Raw genomic sequence first — 19448 nt, forward strand, 5'->3', positions numbered from 1 at the left:
CCCGGTCAGGATCAGGCCGCGACCGCCGCCACGCTGGTGTAAGCCAGGCGGACATAGATGGGCGCGTAGGGCTCGGCCTGCGTAATCTCAAGCAAGGATTCGCGGGCCAGCTCCAGCATGGCGATGAAATGCACGACAACGACCGCCGCGGGCGCGCCTTCGCGGACACGCTCCATGAACAGATCGCCGAATTCCATGAAGCGCACATCGTTCAGGCGCCGCAGGATATGCGTCATGTGGTCACGTACCGACAACTGTTCGCGCGTGATGTGATGGTGCTGGTTCAGCTTGGCCCGTTTCATGATGTCGGCCCAGGCCTGGCGCAGGTCGTCGACGCTGACCTCGGGCATCATGCGTTCAACGCTGAGGTCGGCCACGGCCTGGCTGCTGACAAAATCGCGGCCCAGTTGGGGCAGCTTGTCGAGCTTTTGCGCGGCCAGCTTCATCTGCTCGTATTCGAGCAGGCGGCGCACCAGCTCGGCGCGCGGATCCTCGGGCTCTTCGCCGGTGTCGGTTTTCTTTACCGGCAGCAGCATGCGCGACTTGATCTCAATCAGCATGGCCGCCATCAGCAGATACTCGGCGGCCAGCTCCAGATTGGTGATGCGGATCTGGTCCACATAAGACAGGTACTGCCGCGTGACATCCGCCATCGGGATGTCCAGAACGTTGAAGTTCTGCTTGCGGATCAGGTACAGCAGCAGATCCAGCGGCCCTTCGAACGCCTCCAGAAACACTTCCAGCGCATCCGGCGGAATGTACAGATCCGTCGGCATCTGGAACAGCGGCTCGCCGTACAGGCGCGCGAACGCCACGCTGTCGACGGTGTCTGGCGTGCTGTCCACAGGCGGTTCCACTAGCTTGGCCAGTGCCTCGCCAGGGACTGAAGGGTTACGGGACATGTCTGCCGCAACGGGGATCAGTCTGCCGAGTACACGTACGGTTTTTGCGGCACGCGGGCCGCGCGGAAGCCTTCAAGCAGTTCCGAATCTTGCTGTTTGTCCCAAAGCCGGGCGCGGCCTTCACGCTGGCGCTCTTCCGTGCCAGGGTGCGACTGCTTGAAGTCTTTCAGGAAAAGGGTGATCTCGGATTCGTAGTTGGTCGCCATGACGCCAATTTCAGTAGGTTGCAGATCCGACGAGTTTACTTCACGCCGGGCAAATCCCCCCGGCGTTACAATCGTCAGGCTTCCAACGCCCCCGCCCGCCATGTCAGCCGAATCCGCAGCCGCAGCCAATCCCGCTCCGCCCTCAAACCCGGACGCGCTGCGTGCGGCACGCATGATCCCCTTCATCGTGGGCTGTGCGCTGTTCATGCAGATGCTGGACGCCACCGTCGTGGCCACCGCCCTGCCCGCCATGGCGCGGGCCTTGGGGTCCACGCCGGTGCGGCTGAACGTGGCCATTACGTCCTACCTGCTGGCGGTGGCCGTGTTCGTGCCGATCAGCGGCTGGGCGGCTGACCGCTACGGCGCCCGTCGGGTGTTCTTGGCCGCCATCGGGCTGTTTACGCTCAGTTCGGTCGCCTGCGCCATCTCGCAGGACCTGCCTCAGTTGGTCATGGCACGGATCGTCCAGGGAATGGCGGGCGCGATGATGGTGCCCGTGGGGCGCATCATCCTGCTGCGCACCGTGCCCAAGCAAGATCTGCTTAAAGCCATGTCGTTTTTGTCCATCCCTGCGCTGCTTGGGCCGGTGATCGGACCGCCGCTGGGCGGTTTCATGGTCACGTATATGTCGTGGCACTGGATTTTCCTGATCAATATCCCTATTGGCGTGTTGGGTATTGCGCTGGTGCTGCGCTATGTAGCTGAAATCAAGGAAGAATCCACCCCGCGCCTGGACTGGCTGGGGTTTCTGCTTAGCGCGGTCTGCCTGGCGTCGCTGGTCAGCGGCTTTGAAGCCATTGGCCGCGATGTGATGCCCTTGCCCATGTTGCTGGGGCTGATCGCGGTGGGCGCGGCGTGCGGGTTCCTGTACGCCTGGCACGCGCGGCGCATCGAACATCCCATCATCGACCTGTCGTTGATGCGCATTCCCACCTTCGCCATTTCCACGCTGGGCGGCAACCTGTGCCGCTTCGCGGTGGGCGCGACCCCGTTCCTGCTGGCCATGCTGCTGCAGGTGGGCTTTGGCCTGACGCCGTTCGCGGCCGGCATGATCACCTTTGCCAGCGCCGCCGGCGCGCTGCTGATGAAATTCGTGGCCACGCCCATCGTCCGACACTTCGGTTTCCGCCGCGTACTGACCGTGAATGCGCTGCTTACCGGCGTGTTCATCATGGTGTGCGCCACCTTCACGCCCGCTACGCCGGTGTGGTTGATGATTGCCATTCTGCTGGTTGGCGGCTTCTTCCGTTCGCTGCAGTTCACCGGGGTAAATACGCTAACCTATGCCGACATACCCCCGTCCAAAATGAGCCACGCCAGCAGTTTCGCCGCCATGGCGCAACAACTGGGCATCACGTTGGGCGTCGGGGTGGCCGCGGTGACGCTGAACGTCAGCATGACCCTGCGCGGCGCCGAGACGCTTGCGGTCAGCGACGTCATCGCGGGCTTCCTCGTCATCGGGCTGATGTGCATGGCATCGGTCTTTTCCTTTAGACGCCTTGAGCCGCAGGCCGGGGCACACCTGAACGGCGGCAAACAAAGTGACGACGAATGAATTTGTCCTAGCCCTGGACCAGGGCACGACCAGCTCGCGGGCCATCGTATTCGACCGCGCGGGCGTGGTGCGCGGCGTCGGCCAGCGTGAGTTTCGCCAGCACTATCCCCGGCCGGGCTGGGTGGAACACGATGCCGGCGAGATCTGGCACAGCCAACTGGACGTGGCGCGCGAAGCGCTGCGCAATGCCGGCGCCACCGCCGCCGACATCGCGGCCATCGGCATCACCAACCAACGCGAAACCACGCTGATCTGGGAACGCGCCACCGGCCGCCCACTTGCCCGCGCCATCGTCTGGCAAGACCGGCGCACCGCGCCAATGTGCGACCAACTGCGCAACGACGGGCACGCCGACTTCCTGCAATCGCGTACGGGTCTGGTGCTGGACGCCTATTTCTCGGGGACCAAGCTCGCGTGGCTGCTGGACCACGTGCCCGGCGCGCGCAAGATGGCCGAGCGCGGCGAACTGGCTTTCGGCACGGTGGACACCTGGCTGATCTGGCAACTGACCGGCGGCGCCGTGCACAGCACCGATTGCAGCAACGCGTCGCGCACGATGTTGTTCGATCTGCACACGCAGGATTGGAACGACGAGATCCTGGCGCTGCTGAACATCCCGCGCAGCGTGTTGCCCCGCATGGCGCCCAGCAGCGCGGTCGTGGGCGAGGCCCTGCCGGAATGGCTGGGTGGGTCTATCCCCATCGCGGGCGTGGCCGGCGACCAGCAGGCCGCCACTTTCGGCCAGGCCTGCTTCACCCCCGGCATGGCGAAGAACACCTACGGCACCGGCTGCTTCATGCTGATGAACGTGGGCGACAAGCCGGTGCAGTCCAAGAACCATCTGCTGTCGACCGTGGGCTGGGGGTTGCCGCAAGCGGGGGTTGATGGCTGGAAGCCCACCTATATGCTGGAAGGCGGCGTGTTCGTGGCGGGCGCGGCGGTGCAGTGGCTGCGTGATGGGCTAGGCATCATCCAGCGTTCGGAAGACATTGAGTCCCTGGCCGCCAGCGTGTCGGATACCGACGATGTGTTCATGGTGCCGGCCTTCGCCGGCCTGGGCGCGCCGCACTGGGACCCTTATGCGCGCGGCACCCTGGTGGGCCTGACCCGCGGCACGACGCGCGCACACATCGCGCGAGCCACGCTGGAATCCATCGCCCTGCAAAGCGCGGAGTTGCTGACCTGCATGAACGGCGACAGCGGCATCGCGCTGACCGAGCTGCGGGTAGACGGCGGCGCCGCCCGCAACGACCTGCTGATGCAAATGCAGGCAGACCTGCTCGGCGTACCGGTAGTGCGCCCGCGAGTCCCGGAGTCGACGGCATTGGGCGCCGCGGGCTTGGCCGGGCTGGCGGTAGGCTTCTGGGGCAGCCAGGAAGAATTCGCCTCCAAGTGGCAAGCCGAACGCACCTTCGAACCCGCCTGGCCACAAGCCGTGCGCGAAGCCCGGATGAAACGGTGGCGGCAGGCGGTGGAATTATCGAAGGGGTGGAGTTCGGGGAAGTGATGGGTTACGTGCGCTGGGCACCTGGGACCTATCCGTGATTTTGTGTGCGAGGCATATCATGAGGACCAAAGACCATGGATATGCCGATGAAGAAGAGACGCACAGCAGCTGCTCAGGCGGCGGCCCGTGGGCCGCTGCCTGAAGTGCCGGCCGAGTTGCTGGATCATCTGGTCAAGGGACCGATGACGCCCAGCGAGGTTCAAGACCTGTTCCTGTCGTTCCAGAAGGCCGTGATCGAGCGGACGATGGCCGCAGAGATGAATTTGCATCTGGGATATCGGCCAGGCGAGGACAAGCCCGAAGGCCAGGCCAACGAGCGCAACGGCGCCAGTGGCAAGACGGTGCTGACCGAGCATGGCCCGGTGCGCGTGGAACTGCCGCGCGACCGGGACGGCTCCTTCGCGCCGATCCTGATCCCCAAGCACGAGCGGCGCTTCACCGGGTTCGATGACCGGATCATTGCCATGTACGCCCGGGGCATGAGCGTGCGCGAGATCCAGGCGTTCCTGGCCGAGAGCTACGGCACCGAGGTCTCGCCTGACTTCATCAGCTCGGTCACCGACGAGGTCATGACCGAAACCATCGCCTGGCAGAACCGGCCACTGGAGGCGATGTACCCGGTGGTGTTCTTCGATGCGTTGCGGGTCAAGATCCGTGACGACGGCGGGGTCAGCAACAAGGCGGTGTATCTGGCGCTGGGCGTGCAGGCCGACGGCCAGCGCGACGTGCTGGGCCTATGGGTTGAGCAGACCGAAGGGGCCAAGTTCTGGCTCAAGGTCTTCAATGACCTGAAGACCCGTGGCTGCCAGGACATCCTGATCGCGGTCGTCGACGGCCTGAAGGGCCTGGCCGATGCTATTGGCGCAGCCTTCCCGCGCACGACGGTACAGACCTGCATCGTGCATCTGATCCGCAACAGCCTGGATTACGCGGGATGGAAAGACCGCAAGGCAGTGGCCGCTGCCCTGCGTCCGATCTACGCTGCCGCCAGCGAACAAGCGGCCGAGCAGGCGCTGCAAACGTTCGCCGATGGACCCTGGGGGATCAAGTACCCAACGATCGTCCAGGCCTGGCAGCGGGCCTGGGAGAACGTCACGCCGTTCTTCGTCTTTCCGCCAGACATCAGACGCGTGATTTACACCACAAACGCCATTGAAAGTTTGAACATGCAGTTGCGCAAGATCATCAAGGCGCGGGGGCACTTCCCCAACGATGAGGCCGCCATCAAGCTCCTATGGCTGGCGCTACGCAATGTGCTGGCCAAGTCCGTCAGGGCGACCTTCGACTGGAAAGCCGCCATGAACCAGTTTGCTATCCTGTTCGGTGAACGGTTTACTGCGGTGCGGGGATAACAACTTTTAAAACGCCTCGCCCACAAAAATACGGACAGGCCCGGCACCTGCGTTCGCGGGCCGACCGCCTCGCACTTCACCCATCCTACAAGGCACAGCATCACACCCGTAGGATGGGTGCAGCGCGCGAGGCCCGATGCAAGAACCCCGTAGCCAACCGCGCGAAACCCATCAAGCAGCACACATCGCAGGATGGGTGCTGCGCGCCAAACCCAGCGCAAGAACCCCCCCCAACCGCGCGAAACCCATCAAGCAGCACACATCGCAGGATGGGTGCTGCGCGCCAAACCCAGCGCAAGAACCCCACCCCCAACCGCGCGAAACCCATCAAGCAGCGCCCCACTCTTAACAGAATCAGCCACACCCGATCACGGCCATCAAGCCGCCCGCACCCCAATCGCCACCACCCGCGCGCTAAAGTCCTTCAGCAACTCCTCCCTGATCTGCTCCGCCCGCGCCAACGCCTCTTCCTTCACGTGTCCGTACCCACGTATCTCCTCCGGCACACTAGCCAGCGCAACAGCCCGATCCAGATTCCCGCGATTCAGTTTCGACAAGATCGCCGTCAGCGTTTCCCGATATTCCCGAATCAACTCCCGCTCCGCGCGCCGCTCCGCCGTATACCCAAATACATCCAGCCTGGTCCCGCGCAAGCGCCGCAGTTTCGCCAACACCCCAAACACCTTCAACATCCCCGGCCCATAACTGCGCTTGGTCAGATGCCCTGCCTTATCGCGTCGCGAGAACAGCGGCGGCGCAAGGTGGAAATGCAGCTTCCAATTCCCCTCGAACTGCTCGCTGACTTGCTTCACGAACTCGCCATCCGAATACAAGCGCGCCACTTCGTATTCGTCCTTGTAGGCCATCAGCTTGAAGTAATACCGAGCCACCGCCAGCGCCAGCCGCTGGGTGCCGGTAGCCTCTTGTTCGGCGCGCGCCACCTTGTCCACCAAATCCGTGTACTGCTTGGCGTAGGCCGCGTTCTGGTATTCGGTCAGGAAGGCCTTGCGCTGCGCCACCACTTGCGCAAGCTCACCCGACGGCTTCTTCAGCTCGACCACTGGGCTGGCGGTGCGCGGCCGCTTGATCTCGATGATGTCTTCCGGCGGCGCCAGCGGCACGCCGCCGTTGGTCATCAGCCGCGCCACGTCGGCCGGGTCATGCGCGGCGCGACGGCCCCAGGCAAAGGCGGTGAGGTTATTGGCAACCTGCTGGCCGTTCAATTCAATCGCGCGCAGCAGCGCTGCTTGCGATAGCGGGATCCAGCCCTTTTGATAGGCGTATCCCATCATCAAGGGATTGGAATAGATCGCGTCACCCAGCAGCGCCACGGCCATTGCCGCGGCATCGACGGCGTGGAACTTGTCGTTGCCGCAGGCGGCTTGCAGGTCCGCCGTCAGGTTGGCGCCGGGCAGCGTCCAGTTGGGGTTGGCCACGAATGCAGCCGTAGGCGCGGTGTCGCTGTTCAGCAGCACGCGCGTGCGGCCGGGGCGCACACGCGCCATGCTGTCCGCGCTGGTCGCCACCACCAGGTCGCCCGCCAGCAACAAGTCGGCCTCGCCCATGGCAACCCGCGTATTCAACAAATGGTCGGGCGATTCCGCCAACACCACGTGCGAATACACCGCGCCGCCCTTTTGCGCCAGACCGGCCATATCCAGCACTGAACAGCCCCTGCCCTCCAGGTGCGCGGCCATTCCCAGCAATTGTCCGATGGTCACCACGCCCGTGCCGCCCACGCCGGCAATGAAGACGCCATACGGTTGATCCAGCAACGGCACGCCGGGATGCGGCACGCCTTCGTCCACAACGCCCTCTTGCGACAAGGCCTTGGGCTTTTTCAGCTTGCCGCCTTCCACCGTCACAAAGCTGGGGCAGAAGCCCTTCAAACAGGAAAAGTCCTTGTTGCAGCTTGATTGGTTGATCTTGCGCTTGCGGCCGAACTCCGTTTCCAGGGGTTCCACCGACAAGCAATGCGACGCCTTTGAGCAATCGCCACAGCCTTCGCACACGCGCTCGTTGATGACGACGCGGCGGGCGGGGTCGGGATAGGCATTGCGTTTGCGGCGGCGGCGTTTTTCGGTGGCGCAAGTCTGGTCGTAGATCAGCACCGATACCCCGGGATGCTCGCGCAGATCGCGCATCACCGTGTCCAGTTCGTCGCGATGCATCACCGGCACGCCCGGCGCCAGGTCGGAGATGTCCTTGTATTTGTCGGGGTCGTCCGTCACCACCACGATCTTGTCGATGCCCTCGGCCGCCACCTGCCGGCTGATCATCGGCACGTTGATGGGGCCGTCCACCGGTTGCCCGCCCGTCATGGCCACCGCGTCGTTGAACAGGATCTTGTACGTGATGGGCACCTTGGCCGCCACGGCCGCGCGGATCGCCAACAGGCCCGAATGAAAATACGTGCCGTCGCCCAGGTTGGCGAAAACGTGTTTCTCTTCAGTGAAGGGCGCCTGGCCCACCCAGGGCACCCCTTCCCCGCCCATCTGCGTATAGACCTCGGTATTGCGGTCCATCCACCTGACCATGTAGTGGCAGCCGATACCCGCCATGCCGCGCGAGCCTTCCGGCAAGCGGGTCGAGGTGTTGTGCGGACAGCCCGAACAGAACCACGGCTTGCGTTCTTCCACCACGCGCGGACGCGCCAGCGCCTGTTCGCGGTCGCGGATGAAAGCCAGGCGCGCATCGATGCCCGCGCGCACGTCTTCCGGCAGATCAAAACGCAGCAGCCGCGCGGCGATGGCGCGGGCCACCATCGCGGGCGAAAACTCGTAGTGCGCAGGCAGCAGCCAGTTGCCCTGCGGCACGGACCATTCACCGCCATCCTTGTCATCGAACTTGCCGACCACGCGCGGAATCTTCTTGCCGCTGCCGATCCAACTGAACAGTTCTTCCTTCAGTTGGTATTCCAGCACCTGGCGCTTTTCCTCAACCACCAGGATCTCGTCCAGCCCCTCGGCAAACTGCTGCGTGCCAGTGGATTCCAGCGGCCACACCATGCCCACCTTGAACAGGCGCAGGCCGATGCGCTGGCACACGGCTTCCGTCAAGCCCAGGTCCGACAGCGCTTGGCGCGTGTCCAGATACGCCTTGCCCGACGTCATGATGCCAAAGCGCGCATCGCGTTGCGGCACGTGCCAGAGCTCGCGGTTGAGCTTGTTGGCCCGTGCGTAGGCCAGCGCGGCATACAGCTTGTAGTCCAAGAGCCGCGCCTCTTGTTGCAGCGGCGTGTCGGACACGCGGATGTTCAGGCCGTCGGGCGGCAGAATGAAATCTTCGGGCAACTGGATTTGCACGCGCTGCGGGTCCACGTCCACCGACGCCGACACTTCAACGATATCGGTGATGCACTTCATGCCCACCCACACGCCCGCGTAGCGGCTCATGGCCCAACCGTGCAGGCCGTAATCCAGCACCTCCTGCACGCTGGACGGAAACAGCACCGGAATCATGCAGGCCTTCAGGATGTGGTCGCTTTGGTGCGGCAAGGTGGATGACTTGGCAGGATGGTCGTCGCCCGCCACCACCAGCACGCCGCCATGGCGCGACGTGCCCGCTGCGTTGGCATGCTTGAAGACGTCGCCGCAACGGTCCACGCCGGGGCCCTTGCCGTACCACATGCCAAAGACGCCGTCGTATTTCGCGCCGGGAAACAGGTTGACCTGTTGCGAGCCCCAGACCGCCGTGGCCGCCAGGTCTTCGTTGATGCCGGGCTGGAACTCAACATGGTGCGCCTTCAGGTGCTTGGCCGCCTTCCACATGTTCTGGTCCACCCCACCCAGCGGGGACCCGCGGTAGCCGGACACGAAGCCCGCCGTGTTCAAGCCCGCCTGTGCGTCGCGCACGCGCTGCATCATGGGCAGCCGGACCAGCGCATGGATGCCGCTCATCCAGGCGCGCCCGGATTCCAAGGTGTACTTGTCGTCCAACTGGACGGATTCAAGCGCCGCGCGCAAGGCGGGAGTCAGGGGGGCATTCATGTCTACTCCAAGATCCTGGATGCCCCTCCAGCTACGCGAGCCGCCTCGCTTGACGGTCACGCGGGCCAACAAGGGCCGTGAAAGTGAAGTCGTGGCGCGTACGCGCTGTAGTGCCGTCAGTTGTAACCGGTCACCCCCACCCCGGCAATAGGGCGATGCGATAATTGCCGCCATGGACTTCGCCCCTCGAATCGTTGCCTGGCAACGCCAGCATGGCCGCCACGATCTGCCCTGGCAAAACACACGTGACCCGTATCGGATCTGGTTGTCCGAGATCATGCTGCAGCAAACGCAAGTGGCTACGGTGATTCCGTATTACGAGCGCTTCCTGCAACGCTTTCCGAACGTGGCCGCGCTTGCCGCCGCCACGCAGGAAGATGTGATGCCTTATTGGGCGGGGCTGGGCTACTACGCCCGCGCCCGCAACCTGCATCGCTGCGCCGTGCAGATCGCCGAAAACTGGAACGGAAGCTTTCCGCCTTCCGCCGAAGCCATCGCGACGCTGCCCGGCATCGGCCGGTCCACCGCCGCCGCCATTGCCGCCTTCGCCTATGGCGAGCGTTCACCCATTCTGGACGGCAACGTCAAGCGCGTGTTCACCCGCCACTTCGGCATCGCCGGCGACCCCGCCAAGCGCGAAGTCGAAACCCGGCTGTGGACACTGGCCGACGCACAGGTCGAGGCCGCGCCCGGCCTGGACATGGCCGCCTACACGCAAGGCCTGATGGACCTGGGCGCCACGCTATGCACGCGCGGCAAGCCCGCCTGTGAACGATGTCCCATGGCCCAGACCTGCGTCGCCCGCCGTGAAGGACGCCAGGCCGAACTGCCCACGCCCAAGGTACGCAAGACGATTCCCGAACGCGAAACGGGTATGTTGGTGCTGCAATACCAGGGTGCATTCCTGTTGCAGCAGCGGCCCGAACCGGGCATCTGGGGTGGGCTCTGGAGCCTGCCTGAATTCGACGTGTCGGGCGACCCCGATGCCGCTTCCCGCGCGCTGGGCCTGGAACCCGAACAACGCTTTGAACTGGCCGCCTTCGCGCACACGTTCACGCACTACCGCCTGCACATCCGCCCCTGGCTGGTGCCGGTGCGCGCGGCCAGCCTGCGCGAATCGACCTTACCCGAACGCTGGGTGCCAGCCGACAAGCTGGCGTCGATGGCACTGCCCGCGCCGGTCAAGAAGCTATTGCAGGGGCTGGTCGACGCGGGGATGCAAGACAGTTTGTTCTCCACGACCAAGGCCTGAACGGCAATCACGGCGGGCGGCTGCGGGCGACCGGCGAACCGCACCCCGCCCGCGCTACCGGTCTTCAGGCGCCGCCCCGCTCAACAACATCACCAGCTTCAAGTCCGGATGCGTGGCCAGCCGGAACGTGATCTGCTGAAACGCCAGCTTGCCGTCGCGCGGATGCTGGAATTCGCGCAAGCCCCCTTCGCGTTCCACCACGGCGTGGCGCGTCCACCAATGGGCGAAGACGGGGCTTTGGCGATTCAGCGTGTCCAGCAAGGCCAGCACGGCGGACTCGTCCAGATGCGCGCCCGCGTCGGCGCGAAACTCCGCCACGACGCGGCGCGCGCGCTGGTCCCAGTCGACCACCAGATCACGGGCGGCCGGGTCCAGGAAGATGTAGCGCAGCAGGTTGGGTTCGGGGTCGCGCGTGGGCCAGTGGTCGAACAGGTCGCGCAGCGGCGCGTTACAGGCCAGCACGTTCCAGGCACGGTCCAGCACATAGGCCGGCGCGTTGATCGCGTCCACGCATTCCTGCAAGGGGCCGGGCGCGGCGCCCGCGTCATCGCGCGCGTGTTGGGGGTCGGCGCAGTCAGCCAAATCGAACAGGTAGGCGCGTTCCGCGCGCGCCAATTGCAGCACGCCCGCAATGCGCGACCACACGGACGGCGACACCGAGACCTCGCGCCCTTGTTCGATCCACGTGTACCAAGTGACGCTGATGCCGCACAACTGCGCGACCTCTTCGCGCCGCAGGCCAGGCGTGCGCCGCCGCATGCCTTCGGGCAGCCCGGCCATGCGCGGGGTGATGCGGGACCGCGCGCTGCGCACGAATTCGCCCAGTGCCTGGCGGCGCAGGGGCGATCCGTCTTGGGGGGCCGTGCCTTGGGGGGAAGTAGTCATACCAGGATAAGCAATGGACTTGTACGTGTATAAAGGCCGGCCTATCTTAGCGCCTGCACCTGACATCCCGCACAACGCCATCAAAGGAATTCCATGACCGCCAGCACCCACGACGCCGCCGTCGACCGCCAGTTCAGCCCCCGCGCCACCGCGTACCTGACCAGCGCCGTCCACGCCCAGGGCGAAGACCTGCTGCAAATGGCCGGCATCGCCCGCCAACACCCCCAGGCGCGCGTGCTGGACCTGGGCTGTGGCGGCGGCCACGTGAGCTTTCACGTGGCGCCCGAGGTCAAGGACGTGACCGCCTACGACCTGTCCCAGCAAATGTTGGACGTGGTGGCGGGCGAAGCCGCCAAGCGCAGCCTGGCCAACCTGGCCACGCGCCAGGGCAAGGCCGAATACCTGCCCTTTGCGGATGGCGAGTTCGACCTGGTGATGTCGCGCTATTCCACGCACCACTGGCAAGACGCCGGCCGGGGCCTGCGCGAAGCGTTTCGCGTGCTCAAGCCCGGCGGCATCGCCGTGTTTGCCGACGTGGTGTCGCCCGGCGAGCCGCTGCTGGACACCTGGCTGCAAACGATAGAAGTGCTGCGCGACACGTCCCACGTGCGTGACTACTCGGTGGCCGAATGGACGCGCATGCTGACCGAGGCCGGCTTCACGTTGCAGGGCCTGTCACCGCGCCGCCTGCCGCTGGAATTCCAGACCTGGGTCACGCGCATGCGCACCCCGGACACGCTGGTGGCGGCGCTGCGCCATATGTTCAGCATTGCGCCTGATGTGGTGCGCGCGCATTTCGACGTGCAAGAGGACGGCTCGTTCACCAGCGATACGGCCACGATCGTGGTGAAGAAGCCGGGCTGATTCACGCCAGCGCCAGGCGATGTCCGGGATGGGCGCCGGGCTGACGGCCACGGCAACTCACGCCAGCGCACCGTTCAGCGCCCCGCCCACTCCCTGGCTGCGTAGCGCGTGCGCCGCTTGCGACACCGCCCGTACAAAACGCGGGTCCGCACCCAGGTCGCCGAACACCGCAGCCAGCCCGGTCAGCGTTTCCGTCCAGGCCAGCATGGCGGCCGGCACCGGGCCGCCGCGTTCAGCGGCAAGTTCCGCTTGCGCGTAGCGTTGCGCTAGCTCGGCGGCCATGGGGTCCTGGATGTCGTAGCGCAGCCCAGCCTCGTCAACGCCGCGCAGGAAATGCAGCCACGCGGCCACCGCCAGCGCCAGCTTGCCAATCGGCAAATCCGCCGCCAACCGTGCTCGCACCGTGTCCAGCAGGCGCTGCGGCAGCTTCTGCGAACCGTCCATCGCAATCTGTCTGGTCTGGTGCTTTAACGCCGGGTTCTCAAAACGCTGCAACAACCTTTGCTGATAGCGCGCCAGGTCCAGGCCTGGCAAGGGCGGCAATGTCGGCACGATTTCATCCTGCATCAGCGCCGCCAGATAGGCTTTCAACGCGGGCTGCGCCATCGCTTCGTCCACCGTTGCCCAGCCCGCCATCACCGACAAATACGCCAGCGCCGAATGCACGCCGTTGACGGTGCGCAGCTTCAAGGTTTCAAACGGCGCGGCCTCGGCCACGAAGCGCGCGCCGCCCGAGGCCCAGTCCGGGCGGCCGGCCGCGAACTGATCTTCCACCACCCATTCCAGATAGGGCTCGCCCAGCACCGGCCAGGCATCGTGCAGGCCCAGCGTCCGCGCCACGTCGCGCCGGTCCTGATCGGTAGTGCGCGGCACGATGCGGTCCACCATTGAGCACGGGAACGTGCACAACGTTTCGATCCACGTCGCCAGCGCCGGGTCCACCTGCCGCGCAAACGCCAGCACCATGCCGCGCAGCAGATGCCCATTGCTGGGCAGGTTGTCCAGCGACATCAGCGTGATCGGGCCCTGCCCCGCCGCGCGCCGTTGCTGCAAGCCGCGCACCAGAGAGCCGATGGTGCTGCGCGGCGCCTGCGCTTGTGCCAGGTCATGCACGATGTCGGGGTGTTGCAGGTTCAAGCGGCCGCTGGCCGGGTCGTGGCAATAGCCTTTTTCCGTCACGGTCACGCTGACGATGCGCGTGTCCGCGTGCGCAATGCGCGCCAGTACGGCTTGCGGATCTTCCGGCGCAACCAGCATTTCAAGCAGGCAGCCGATGACCGTTGCCTGCTGTTGCTCGCGACCGTTCGCGTCGGCGCTGCGCAGCGCCAAGGTGTACAGGCCCGCTTGCGGCGCCAGCGCATCGCGCGTGTCGGCCTGCCGCAAGGACACGCCGCAAATGCCCCAGGCGAGGTCCGCGCCCCCGCTCGCATGCAGCGCCGCTTCGTTGACCGCCGCCAGATGCGCGCGCGCGAACGCGCCCAGGCCCAGATGCACGATGCCCACGCGCAAGGCGTCGCGGTCATATGCCGGCCGCGCCACCTCCAAGGGCAACGCGGCAAGATGCGCGGGCGTCAGGCGCGCGACATCGGCCGCTACCAGTTCCATAGCGTGCCGTCCTGCTGCAAGCGATTCACCGGCAGGTAGGCGCGCTTGTACGGGTACTTGGCGGCCAGTGCTTCGTTGATGTCGACGCCGTGGCCCGGCACATCGCCCGGGTACAGCATGCCTTGGTCGAACGTGTAGGCATGCGGGAACACGGCGTCGGTCTCTTCCGTGTGGCGCATGTATTCCTGGATGCCGAAGTTGGGCACCCACAGGTCAAAGTGCAGCGCAGCGCCCATGCAGACGGGCGACAGGTCGGTGGCGCCGTGGCAGCCGGTGCGCACCTGATACAGCGAGGCCAGGTCCGCGATACGGCGCAGGTGCGTGATGCCGCCCGCGTGCACCACGGTGGTCCGGATGTAGTCGATCAACTGGTTCTGCACCAGGTCCTTGCAGTCCCAGATGGAATTGAAGATCTCGCCCACGGCCAGCGGCGTGGTGGTGTGCTGCCGGATCAGGCGGAAGGCATCCTGGTTCTCGGCCGGCGTGGCGTCTTCCATCCAGAACAGGTTGTAGGGTTCCAGCGACTTGCCCAGCCGCCCGGCTTCGATCGGCGTCAGGCGGTGATGCACGTCGTGCAGCAGATGGTGCTCGAAACCCAGCTTGTCGCGGATGCGGTCGAATAGCTGCGGCGTGTGGCGCAGGTACTTTTCGGTGGACCAGTCGTGTTCGCTGGGCAGGTCGGCGTCGGCGGGTTCGTAGAACAGGTTGCCGCGCCCCACGCCATAAACCTTGTCCAGCCCCGGCACGCCGCTTTGCGCGCGGATGGCGCGGTAGCCCATGTCGGCATAGCGCAGCACTTCATCCACGGTGTGCTCGATGTCCGAGCCATTGGCGTGCCCGTAGACCATGACGCCGCTGCGGCTCTTGCCACCCAGCAACTGATATAGCGGCATGCCCGCCGCCTTGGCCTTCAGGTCCCACAGCGCGGTGTCCACGGCGGCAATCGCCGTCATGGTGACAGGTCCGCGCCGCCAATAGGCGCCTTTGTACAGGTACTGCCAGATGTCCTCGATCTGGTGCGCGTCGCGCCCGATCAGGCAGGGAATCACGTGTTCAGTCAGATAGGCCGACACCGCCAGTTCGCGCCCGTTCAAGGTGGCGTCGCCGATGCCGGTCAGGCCCTGGTCGGTTTCAATTTTCAAGGTGACGAAATTGCGTCCCGGCGAACAAACGATCACGCGAGCATTCGTAATTTTCATTTTGGTTTTCCGAGTAGACGGGAAAAGAGGCGGCCTAGCCTTCCCAGCCCAGGTGGCTGAGGAAGTCCCGGGTGCGGGCGACTTGCGGGTTATCGAAAATCTGCGTGGGCGGGCCTTGTTCAAGGATGGCGCCGTTCTCGAACACCACCACCCAATTGGCCACGCGCCGGGCAAAGCTCATTTCATGCGTCACAACGATCATCGTCATGCCTTCCTGCGCCAGCTTCTTCATCACGTTCAGCACTTCGCCCACGGTTTCGGGATCCAGCGCCGACGTGGGCTCATCGAACAGCATCACTTCGGGCTCCATCGCCAGCGCGCGCGCAATCGCCACGCGCTGCTGCTGCCCACCCGACAGATTGGCGGGAAAGCTGCCGGCCTTGGCCGCCAGCCCCACCTTTTCCAGCAGCGCCATGGCGCGGGCGCGGGCAGCCTCGGGCGACATGCCCAGCACCGTAATGGGGCCCATCGCCACGTTGTCCAGCGCCGACTTGTGCGGAAACAGCTCAAAGCTCTGGAACACCATGCCCATCCGCTGGCGCACCCGGCGCACGTCGGATTCCGATTCGGGCAGCGCCACGCCGTCCAGCAGCACACGGCCACCATCCAGCTTTTCCAGCGCGTTAGTGCAACGCAGCAGGGTCGACTTGCCCGAGCCGGACGGCCCGATCAGGCACATCACTTCGCCCTTGTTCACTTGCAGCGACACGTCGCTCAGCGCGACGAAATCGCCGTAGACCTTGCGCACGTGTTCATAGACCAGCACAGGCGGCTGGTCCGCGCCCTTGCGCGCGGCGGCGGAAGCGGCGGCGCCTGCCACGGCCGGCGCGTGTTCCAGGATCATGTCGTTCATTCCTTGACTCCGTATTTGCGATGGACCCAGTCAACCAGCTTGGCTTGCGGATAGCCCATCAGCCAATAGATCACCGCCATCGCGGTCAGCATTTCCAGCACGCGAAAGCTCTGCGCGCGCACTTGCATCGAGGCGTACGCCAGTTCGCTGACCGCGATCACCGACACCAGCGACGTATCCTTGAACAGCGAAATCCAGGTGCTGGCCAGCACCGGCAGGATGCGCCGCCCGGCCTGCGGGATCAGCACCTTGAACATCGCCTGGTGGCGCGACATGCCCATCGCCAGCGCGGCTTCCATCTGGCCCTTGCGGATGGAGTTGATGCCGGCGCGAAACGTTTCCGAGTTGTAGGCGGACACGTTCAGCACCAGCGCGACCAGCGCGGTGGTCACCGCCGAGAACTGCACATCCAGCGCCATCGGCATGACGTAGAACGCCCAATAGATCACCAGGATCAGCGGCAGGTTGCGAAAGAACTCCACGATGGCCACCGCGATGCCGTTGGCGACACGGTTGGACGACAGCCGCATCAGCGCCAGCACGATGCCACCCGGCACGGCCAGCACCATCGTCACCACCGTCAACATGATGGTCATCGCCGCGCCTTGCAGCAGCAGGTTGCGCGAATCCCAGATGATTCCCCAGTCCAGATTCATGACCGCCCCAGGTGTGCATAGCGTTGATAAAGACGATCCACCCCGCGCGTGACCGGGAACAGAATCACGAAGTACGCGATGATCACCGCCGTGAACACTTCAATGGGCCGGTAGCTCTGGCCCGCGATCGTCTCTGCCTTGTGCATGAGTTCCGGCACCGCGATCACGGTGGCGATCGCCGTGTCCTTGATGGCCACCGTCAGCACCGACCCGAAGGCCGGCAACATGCGAATAGTGGCCTGCGGCAGAATGATCTTGCGCAGCGCCTGCGCGCGCGACATGCCCAGCGCCAGCCCCGCGCGCATCTGCCCCGGCCGCACCGATTCAATGCCGGCGCGTATCACCTCGGCCGAATAGGCCGCGATGTGCAGCGTCAGCGCCACCAGCGCCGCCCAGAACGGCGCGAAGTTCACGCCGGCCAGCAAGGGGAACGCGAAGTAGATCCACACCAGCACCACCAGTACGGGTATGGCGCGCATGCTGTCGATGTAAAACACCAGCGCCACGCGCAGCCAGCGCGGCCCATACAGGCGTAACAGGGCAATCACCAGGCCCAGCAGAATGCTGGATATCGCGGTGATGGTGCTGAGCGCGACGGTGATTCCCAGGCCGCCAGCAAAGAATCGCCAGTTGTCGACGATGGGGGAAAAATCGAGATCCATGGAACCTCCGTGGGATCAGGACGCAAAGGACGCGCGGCGCCTCAGAACGTCACCATCACTTTCATTGCCTGATGCCGGTCGGCCGCCAGCGCGAACGCGGCATGCACGTTCTGCACCGGCACCGCCGCCGTCAACAGGGGCGACACGTCCAGCACGCCACGGCTCAGGTAATCCACGGCCCAGGCGTATTCGTCGACAAAGCGGAAGCTGCCGATCACCGACAGGCTCTTGACCATGATCTGGTTGAAGGGGCACTGTTCGCTGCTGCCATTCAAGGTGCCCACGGTGACGATCACGCCGCGCGGGCGCGTGGCGCGTATGCAGTTGGCCAGCCCGGCGTAATTGCCCGACGCTTCGAAGCACACGTCGATGGTGCCCTTGCCCGCCGCCAGCGCATCGATGGCGGCGGGGTCGGTGGCGGCGTTGATGGTGCGGGTGGCGCCCACGCGCGCGCAGGTGGCCAGCGTTTCGTCCACGATGTCCACCACCGTCACCTGGCTGGCGCCCGCCAGCCGCGCCGCCATCAAGGTCAGCGCGCCGATGGGGCCGGCGCCCACCACCATCACCGACTTGCCCAGCAGGCTGCCGGCACTGCGCACCGCGTGCAGCGCCACGGCCAGCGGTTCGCCAAAGGCGGCCAGTTCGAACGACAGGCCGTCTGGCACCGGCAGGCACTGCCTGGCCTCTACCACTACCTGCTCGCGCATTGCGCCCTGCATGTGCGGATACTTGCTGGCGCTGCCAAAAAAATGCACTGCTTCGCAATGGTTGGAATCGCCCTGGCGGCAATAGCGGCACACGCCGCAGGTGCGCGCGGGGTCCAGCGCCACGCGGTCGCCCGGCTTGACGCTGGTAACGGCCGCGCCCACCTCCAGCACCTGGCCGGCCGCCTCGTGCCCCGGCGTCAGCGGTTCGCGGATGACGAAGTCGCCCACCTTGCCGTGTCGGTAGTAATGCAGGTCGGACCCGCAGATGCCCACGGCCTTGATGCCCACCCGCACCTGTGTCGCGCCCAACGGCTCGGGCGCCTGTTCGGTCAGGCGCAGGTCCTGGGCCCCGTGAATCGCGCAATTCAACATGGTTGTGTGCTCACTTCAGGGTTTGCGTCATGCGGCGTTCTTCGGCCGCCAGCTCGGGGTGCAGGCGCGCTTCCACCTTGCGCAGCCAGTCCAGATAGACGGGCTGATTCTTCGCCACGCCCATGCCGGCCTTGATTTCGAAGATCTTGCTGTCCTGGCAATCGTTTTCCTTCGGGAACACGGCCAGGCCCTTCACCTTCTTGCTGATGTTGGGCCACAGCATGCGGTTCAGCGGCGCCACATCGGAACGGCCGGCCAACACTTCTTCAATGGGCGCGACCGAACCCGAATTGGTCACGCCGCGCAGGCGGGCCTTTGAAAAATGTTCCCGTACCAGCGGCTCTTCGCCCGCGCCCGAGAAATACGCCATCGTGATGCCGGGCTGGTTGAAATCCTCGACCTTGGTGGCGCTGGTGAACTTGGGGTTGGACGCCAGGCCGAACATGCACACGCTGGTGCTTGAGAACGTCACGAAGTCGATGATCTTGGCGCGTTCGGCGTTCTCGTTCAGCGGCCCGATCATGATGTCCATCTGGTTGGCGATCAGCGCGGGGACCTTGGTTTCATGGCTGACCTGCACGGGCACGACCTTCACGCCCAGCAACTGCGCGAATTCCTTGCCCAGCGTCCACGACGATCCCATCCACGGCTCGCCAGATCCGCTGGTGTTCTGCACCAGCCACGGCGGGTTGTTGACCACGCCGACGCGCAGCACGCCCGCTTTGCGGATAGCGTCCACGCGGGCGCTTTCGCCGGGCGCGGGCGGGGTCTGCGCCTGGGCGGACCCCGCACCCGCCAGCATCGCGGCGGTCAGGAAGAAGCGGGCAGCGCGGTGGCGCGAAGGGAAGCGGGACAGCATGCAAAGTCTCCTTGATGAACATC

General features: G+C 65.2%; 16 protein-coding genes. 5 read left to right on the top strand and 11 right to left on the bottom strand.

Annotated features, from left to right (window positions below; genetic code table 11):
- Positions 1–11 precede the first annotated feature (11 nt).
- Both CVS48_RS03585 and CVS48_RS03590 read right to left on the bottom strand, forming a co-directional pair.
- Positions 12–902 carry a segregation and condensation protein A gene (locus CVS48_RS03585; RefSeq protein ID WP_100853286.1) on the bottom strand — a complete coding sequence of 297 codons (891 nt, stop codon included), beginning with the start codon at positions 900–902 and terminating at the stop codon, positions 12–14.
- A 17-nt stretch (positions 903–919) separates the two neighbouring features.
- Positions 920–1108, bottom strand: coding sequence for a DUF3460 family protein (locus CVS48_RS03590; protein ID WP_100853287.1), 189 nt, complete (start codon positions 1106–1108; stop codon positions 920–922).
- A 100-nt stretch (positions 1109–1208) separates the two neighbouring features.
- Here CVS48_RS03590 and CVS48_RS03595 point away from each other — a divergent pair, with 100 nt between their 5' ends.
- The 3 genes from CVS48_RS03595 to CVS48_RS03605 all read left to right on the top strand — a co-directional run bounded on the left by CVS48_RS03595 (position 1209) and on the right by CVS48_RS03605 (position 5522).
- Positions 1209–2663, top strand: a complete 1455-nt coding sequence (locus CVS48_RS03595; protein ID WP_100853288.1) for a DHA2 family efflux MFS transporter permease subunit — start codon at positions 1209–1211, stop codon at positions 2661–2663.
- Complete coding sequence (gene glpK / locus CVS48_RS03600; protein WP_100853289.1) at positions 2650–4170, top strand: glycerol kinase GlpK; 1521 nt, start codon at positions 2650–2652, stop codon at positions 4168–4170. Before CVS48_RS03595 ends, glpK begins: the two co-directional genes overlap by 14 nt.
- An 80-nt stretch (positions 4171–4250) precedes the next feature.
- The gene (locus CVS48_RS03605; RefSeq protein ID WP_100853290.1) at positions 4251–5522 is read left to right on the top strand and encodes an IS256 family transposase; all 1272 of its coding nucleotides are present in this window, start codon (positions 4251–4253) and stop codon (positions 5520–5522) included.
- A gap of 377 nt (positions 5523–5899) precedes the next feature.
- Here the strand turns inward: CVS48_RS03605 and CVS48_RS03610 are convergent, their stop codons facing one another.
- Positions 5900–9511 carry an indolepyruvate ferredoxin oxidoreductase family protein gene (locus CVS48_RS03610; protein WP_100853291.1) on the bottom strand — a complete coding sequence of 1204 codons (3612 nt, stop codon included), beginning with the start codon at positions 9509–9511 and terminating at the stop codon, positions 5900–5902.
- A gap of 172 nt (positions 9512–9683) precedes the next feature.
- Between CVS48_RS03610 and mutY the strand changes: the two genes are divergently transcribed.
- Positions 9684–10763 carry an A/G-specific adenine glycosylase gene (gene mutY / locus CVS48_RS03615; protein ID WP_167400942.1) on the top strand — a complete coding sequence of 360 codons (1080 nt, stop codon included), beginning with the start codon at positions 9684–9686 and terminating at the stop codon, positions 10761–10763.
- 54 nt (positions 10764–10817) lie between these two features.
- On the opposite strand, the gene CVS48_RS03620 is transcribed toward mutY, so the two are convergent.
- On the bottom strand, positions 10818–11648 hold the full coding sequence (locus CVS48_RS03620) for a helix-turn-helix transcriptional regulator (protein WP_100853293.1): 831 nt from the start codon (positions 11646–11648) through the stop codon (positions 10818–10820).
- 93 nt (positions 11649–11741) lie between these two features.
- Here CVS48_RS03620 and CVS48_RS03625 point away from each other — a divergent pair, with 93 nt between their 5' ends.
- Positions 11742–12512 carry a class I SAM-dependent methyltransferase gene (locus tag CVS48_RS03625; protein WP_100853294.1) on the top strand — a complete coding sequence of 257 codons (771 nt, stop codon included), beginning with the start codon at positions 11742–11744 and terminating at the stop codon, positions 12510–12512.
- Between the two features lie 57 nt (positions 12513–12569).
- On the opposite strand, the gene CVS48_RS03630 is transcribed toward CVS48_RS03625, so the two are convergent.
- Genes CVS48_RS03630 through CVS48_RS03660 form a run of 7 tightly spaced genes read right to left on the bottom strand, consistent with a single transcriptional unit; the run spans position 12570 to position 19425 of the window.
- Positions 12570–14117, bottom strand: a complete 1548-nt coding sequence (locus CVS48_RS03630) for a mannitol dehydrogenase family protein (protein WP_100853295.1) — start codon at positions 14115–14117, stop codon at positions 12570–12572.
- Positions 14105–15316: a D-mannonate dehydratase ManD gene (gene manD / locus CVS48_RS03635; protein WP_100853296.1), complete on the bottom strand. Its 1212-nt coding sequence runs from the start codon at positions 15314–15316 to the stop codon at positions 14105–14107. The genes CVS48_RS03630 and manD overlap by 13 nt, the downstream gene beginning before the upstream one ends.
- A gap of 34 nt (positions 15317–15350) precedes the next feature.
- On the bottom strand, positions 15351–16169 hold the full coding sequence (locus CVS48_RS03640; protein WP_100853297.1) for an amino acid ABC transporter ATP-binding protein: 819 nt from the start codon (positions 16167–16169) through the stop codon (positions 15351–15353).
- On the bottom strand, positions 16166–16825 hold the full coding sequence (locus CVS48_RS03645) for an amino acid ABC transporter permease (RefSeq protein ID WP_050450249.1): 660 nt from the start codon (positions 16823–16825) through the stop codon (positions 16166–16168). The genes CVS48_RS03640 and CVS48_RS03645 overlap by 4 nt, the downstream gene beginning before the upstream one ends.
- Positions 16822–17487 (bottom strand): amino acid ABC transporter permease, encoded by a 666-nt coding sequence (locus CVS48_RS03650; RefSeq protein WP_100853298.1) that lies wholly within the window; start codon positions 17485–17487, stop codon positions 16822–16824. The genes CVS48_RS03645 and CVS48_RS03650 overlap by 4 nt, the downstream gene beginning before the upstream one ends.
- Before the next feature lie 41 nt (positions 17488–17528).
- Entirely contained in the window at positions 17529–18566 is a 1038-nt protein-coding gene (locus CVS48_RS03655; protein ID WP_100853299.1) for an L-idonate 5-dehydrogenase, read from the bottom strand.
- 10 nt (positions 18567–18576) lie between these two features.
- Positions 18577–19425 carry a substrate-binding periplasmic protein gene (locus CVS48_RS03660; RefSeq protein WP_100853300.1) on the bottom strand — a complete coding sequence of 283 codons (849 nt, stop codon included), beginning with the start codon at positions 19423–19425 and terminating at the stop codon, positions 18577–18579.
- Between the last annotated feature and the right edge of the window lie 23 nt (positions 19426–19448).

Origin of the sequence: Achromobacter spanius (assembly GCF_002812705.1) — a bacterium.
In the GTDB taxonomy this organism is placed as follows: Bacteria; Pseudomonadota; Gammaproteobacteria; order Burkholderiales; family Burkholderiaceae_B; genus Achromobacter; species Achromobacter spanius.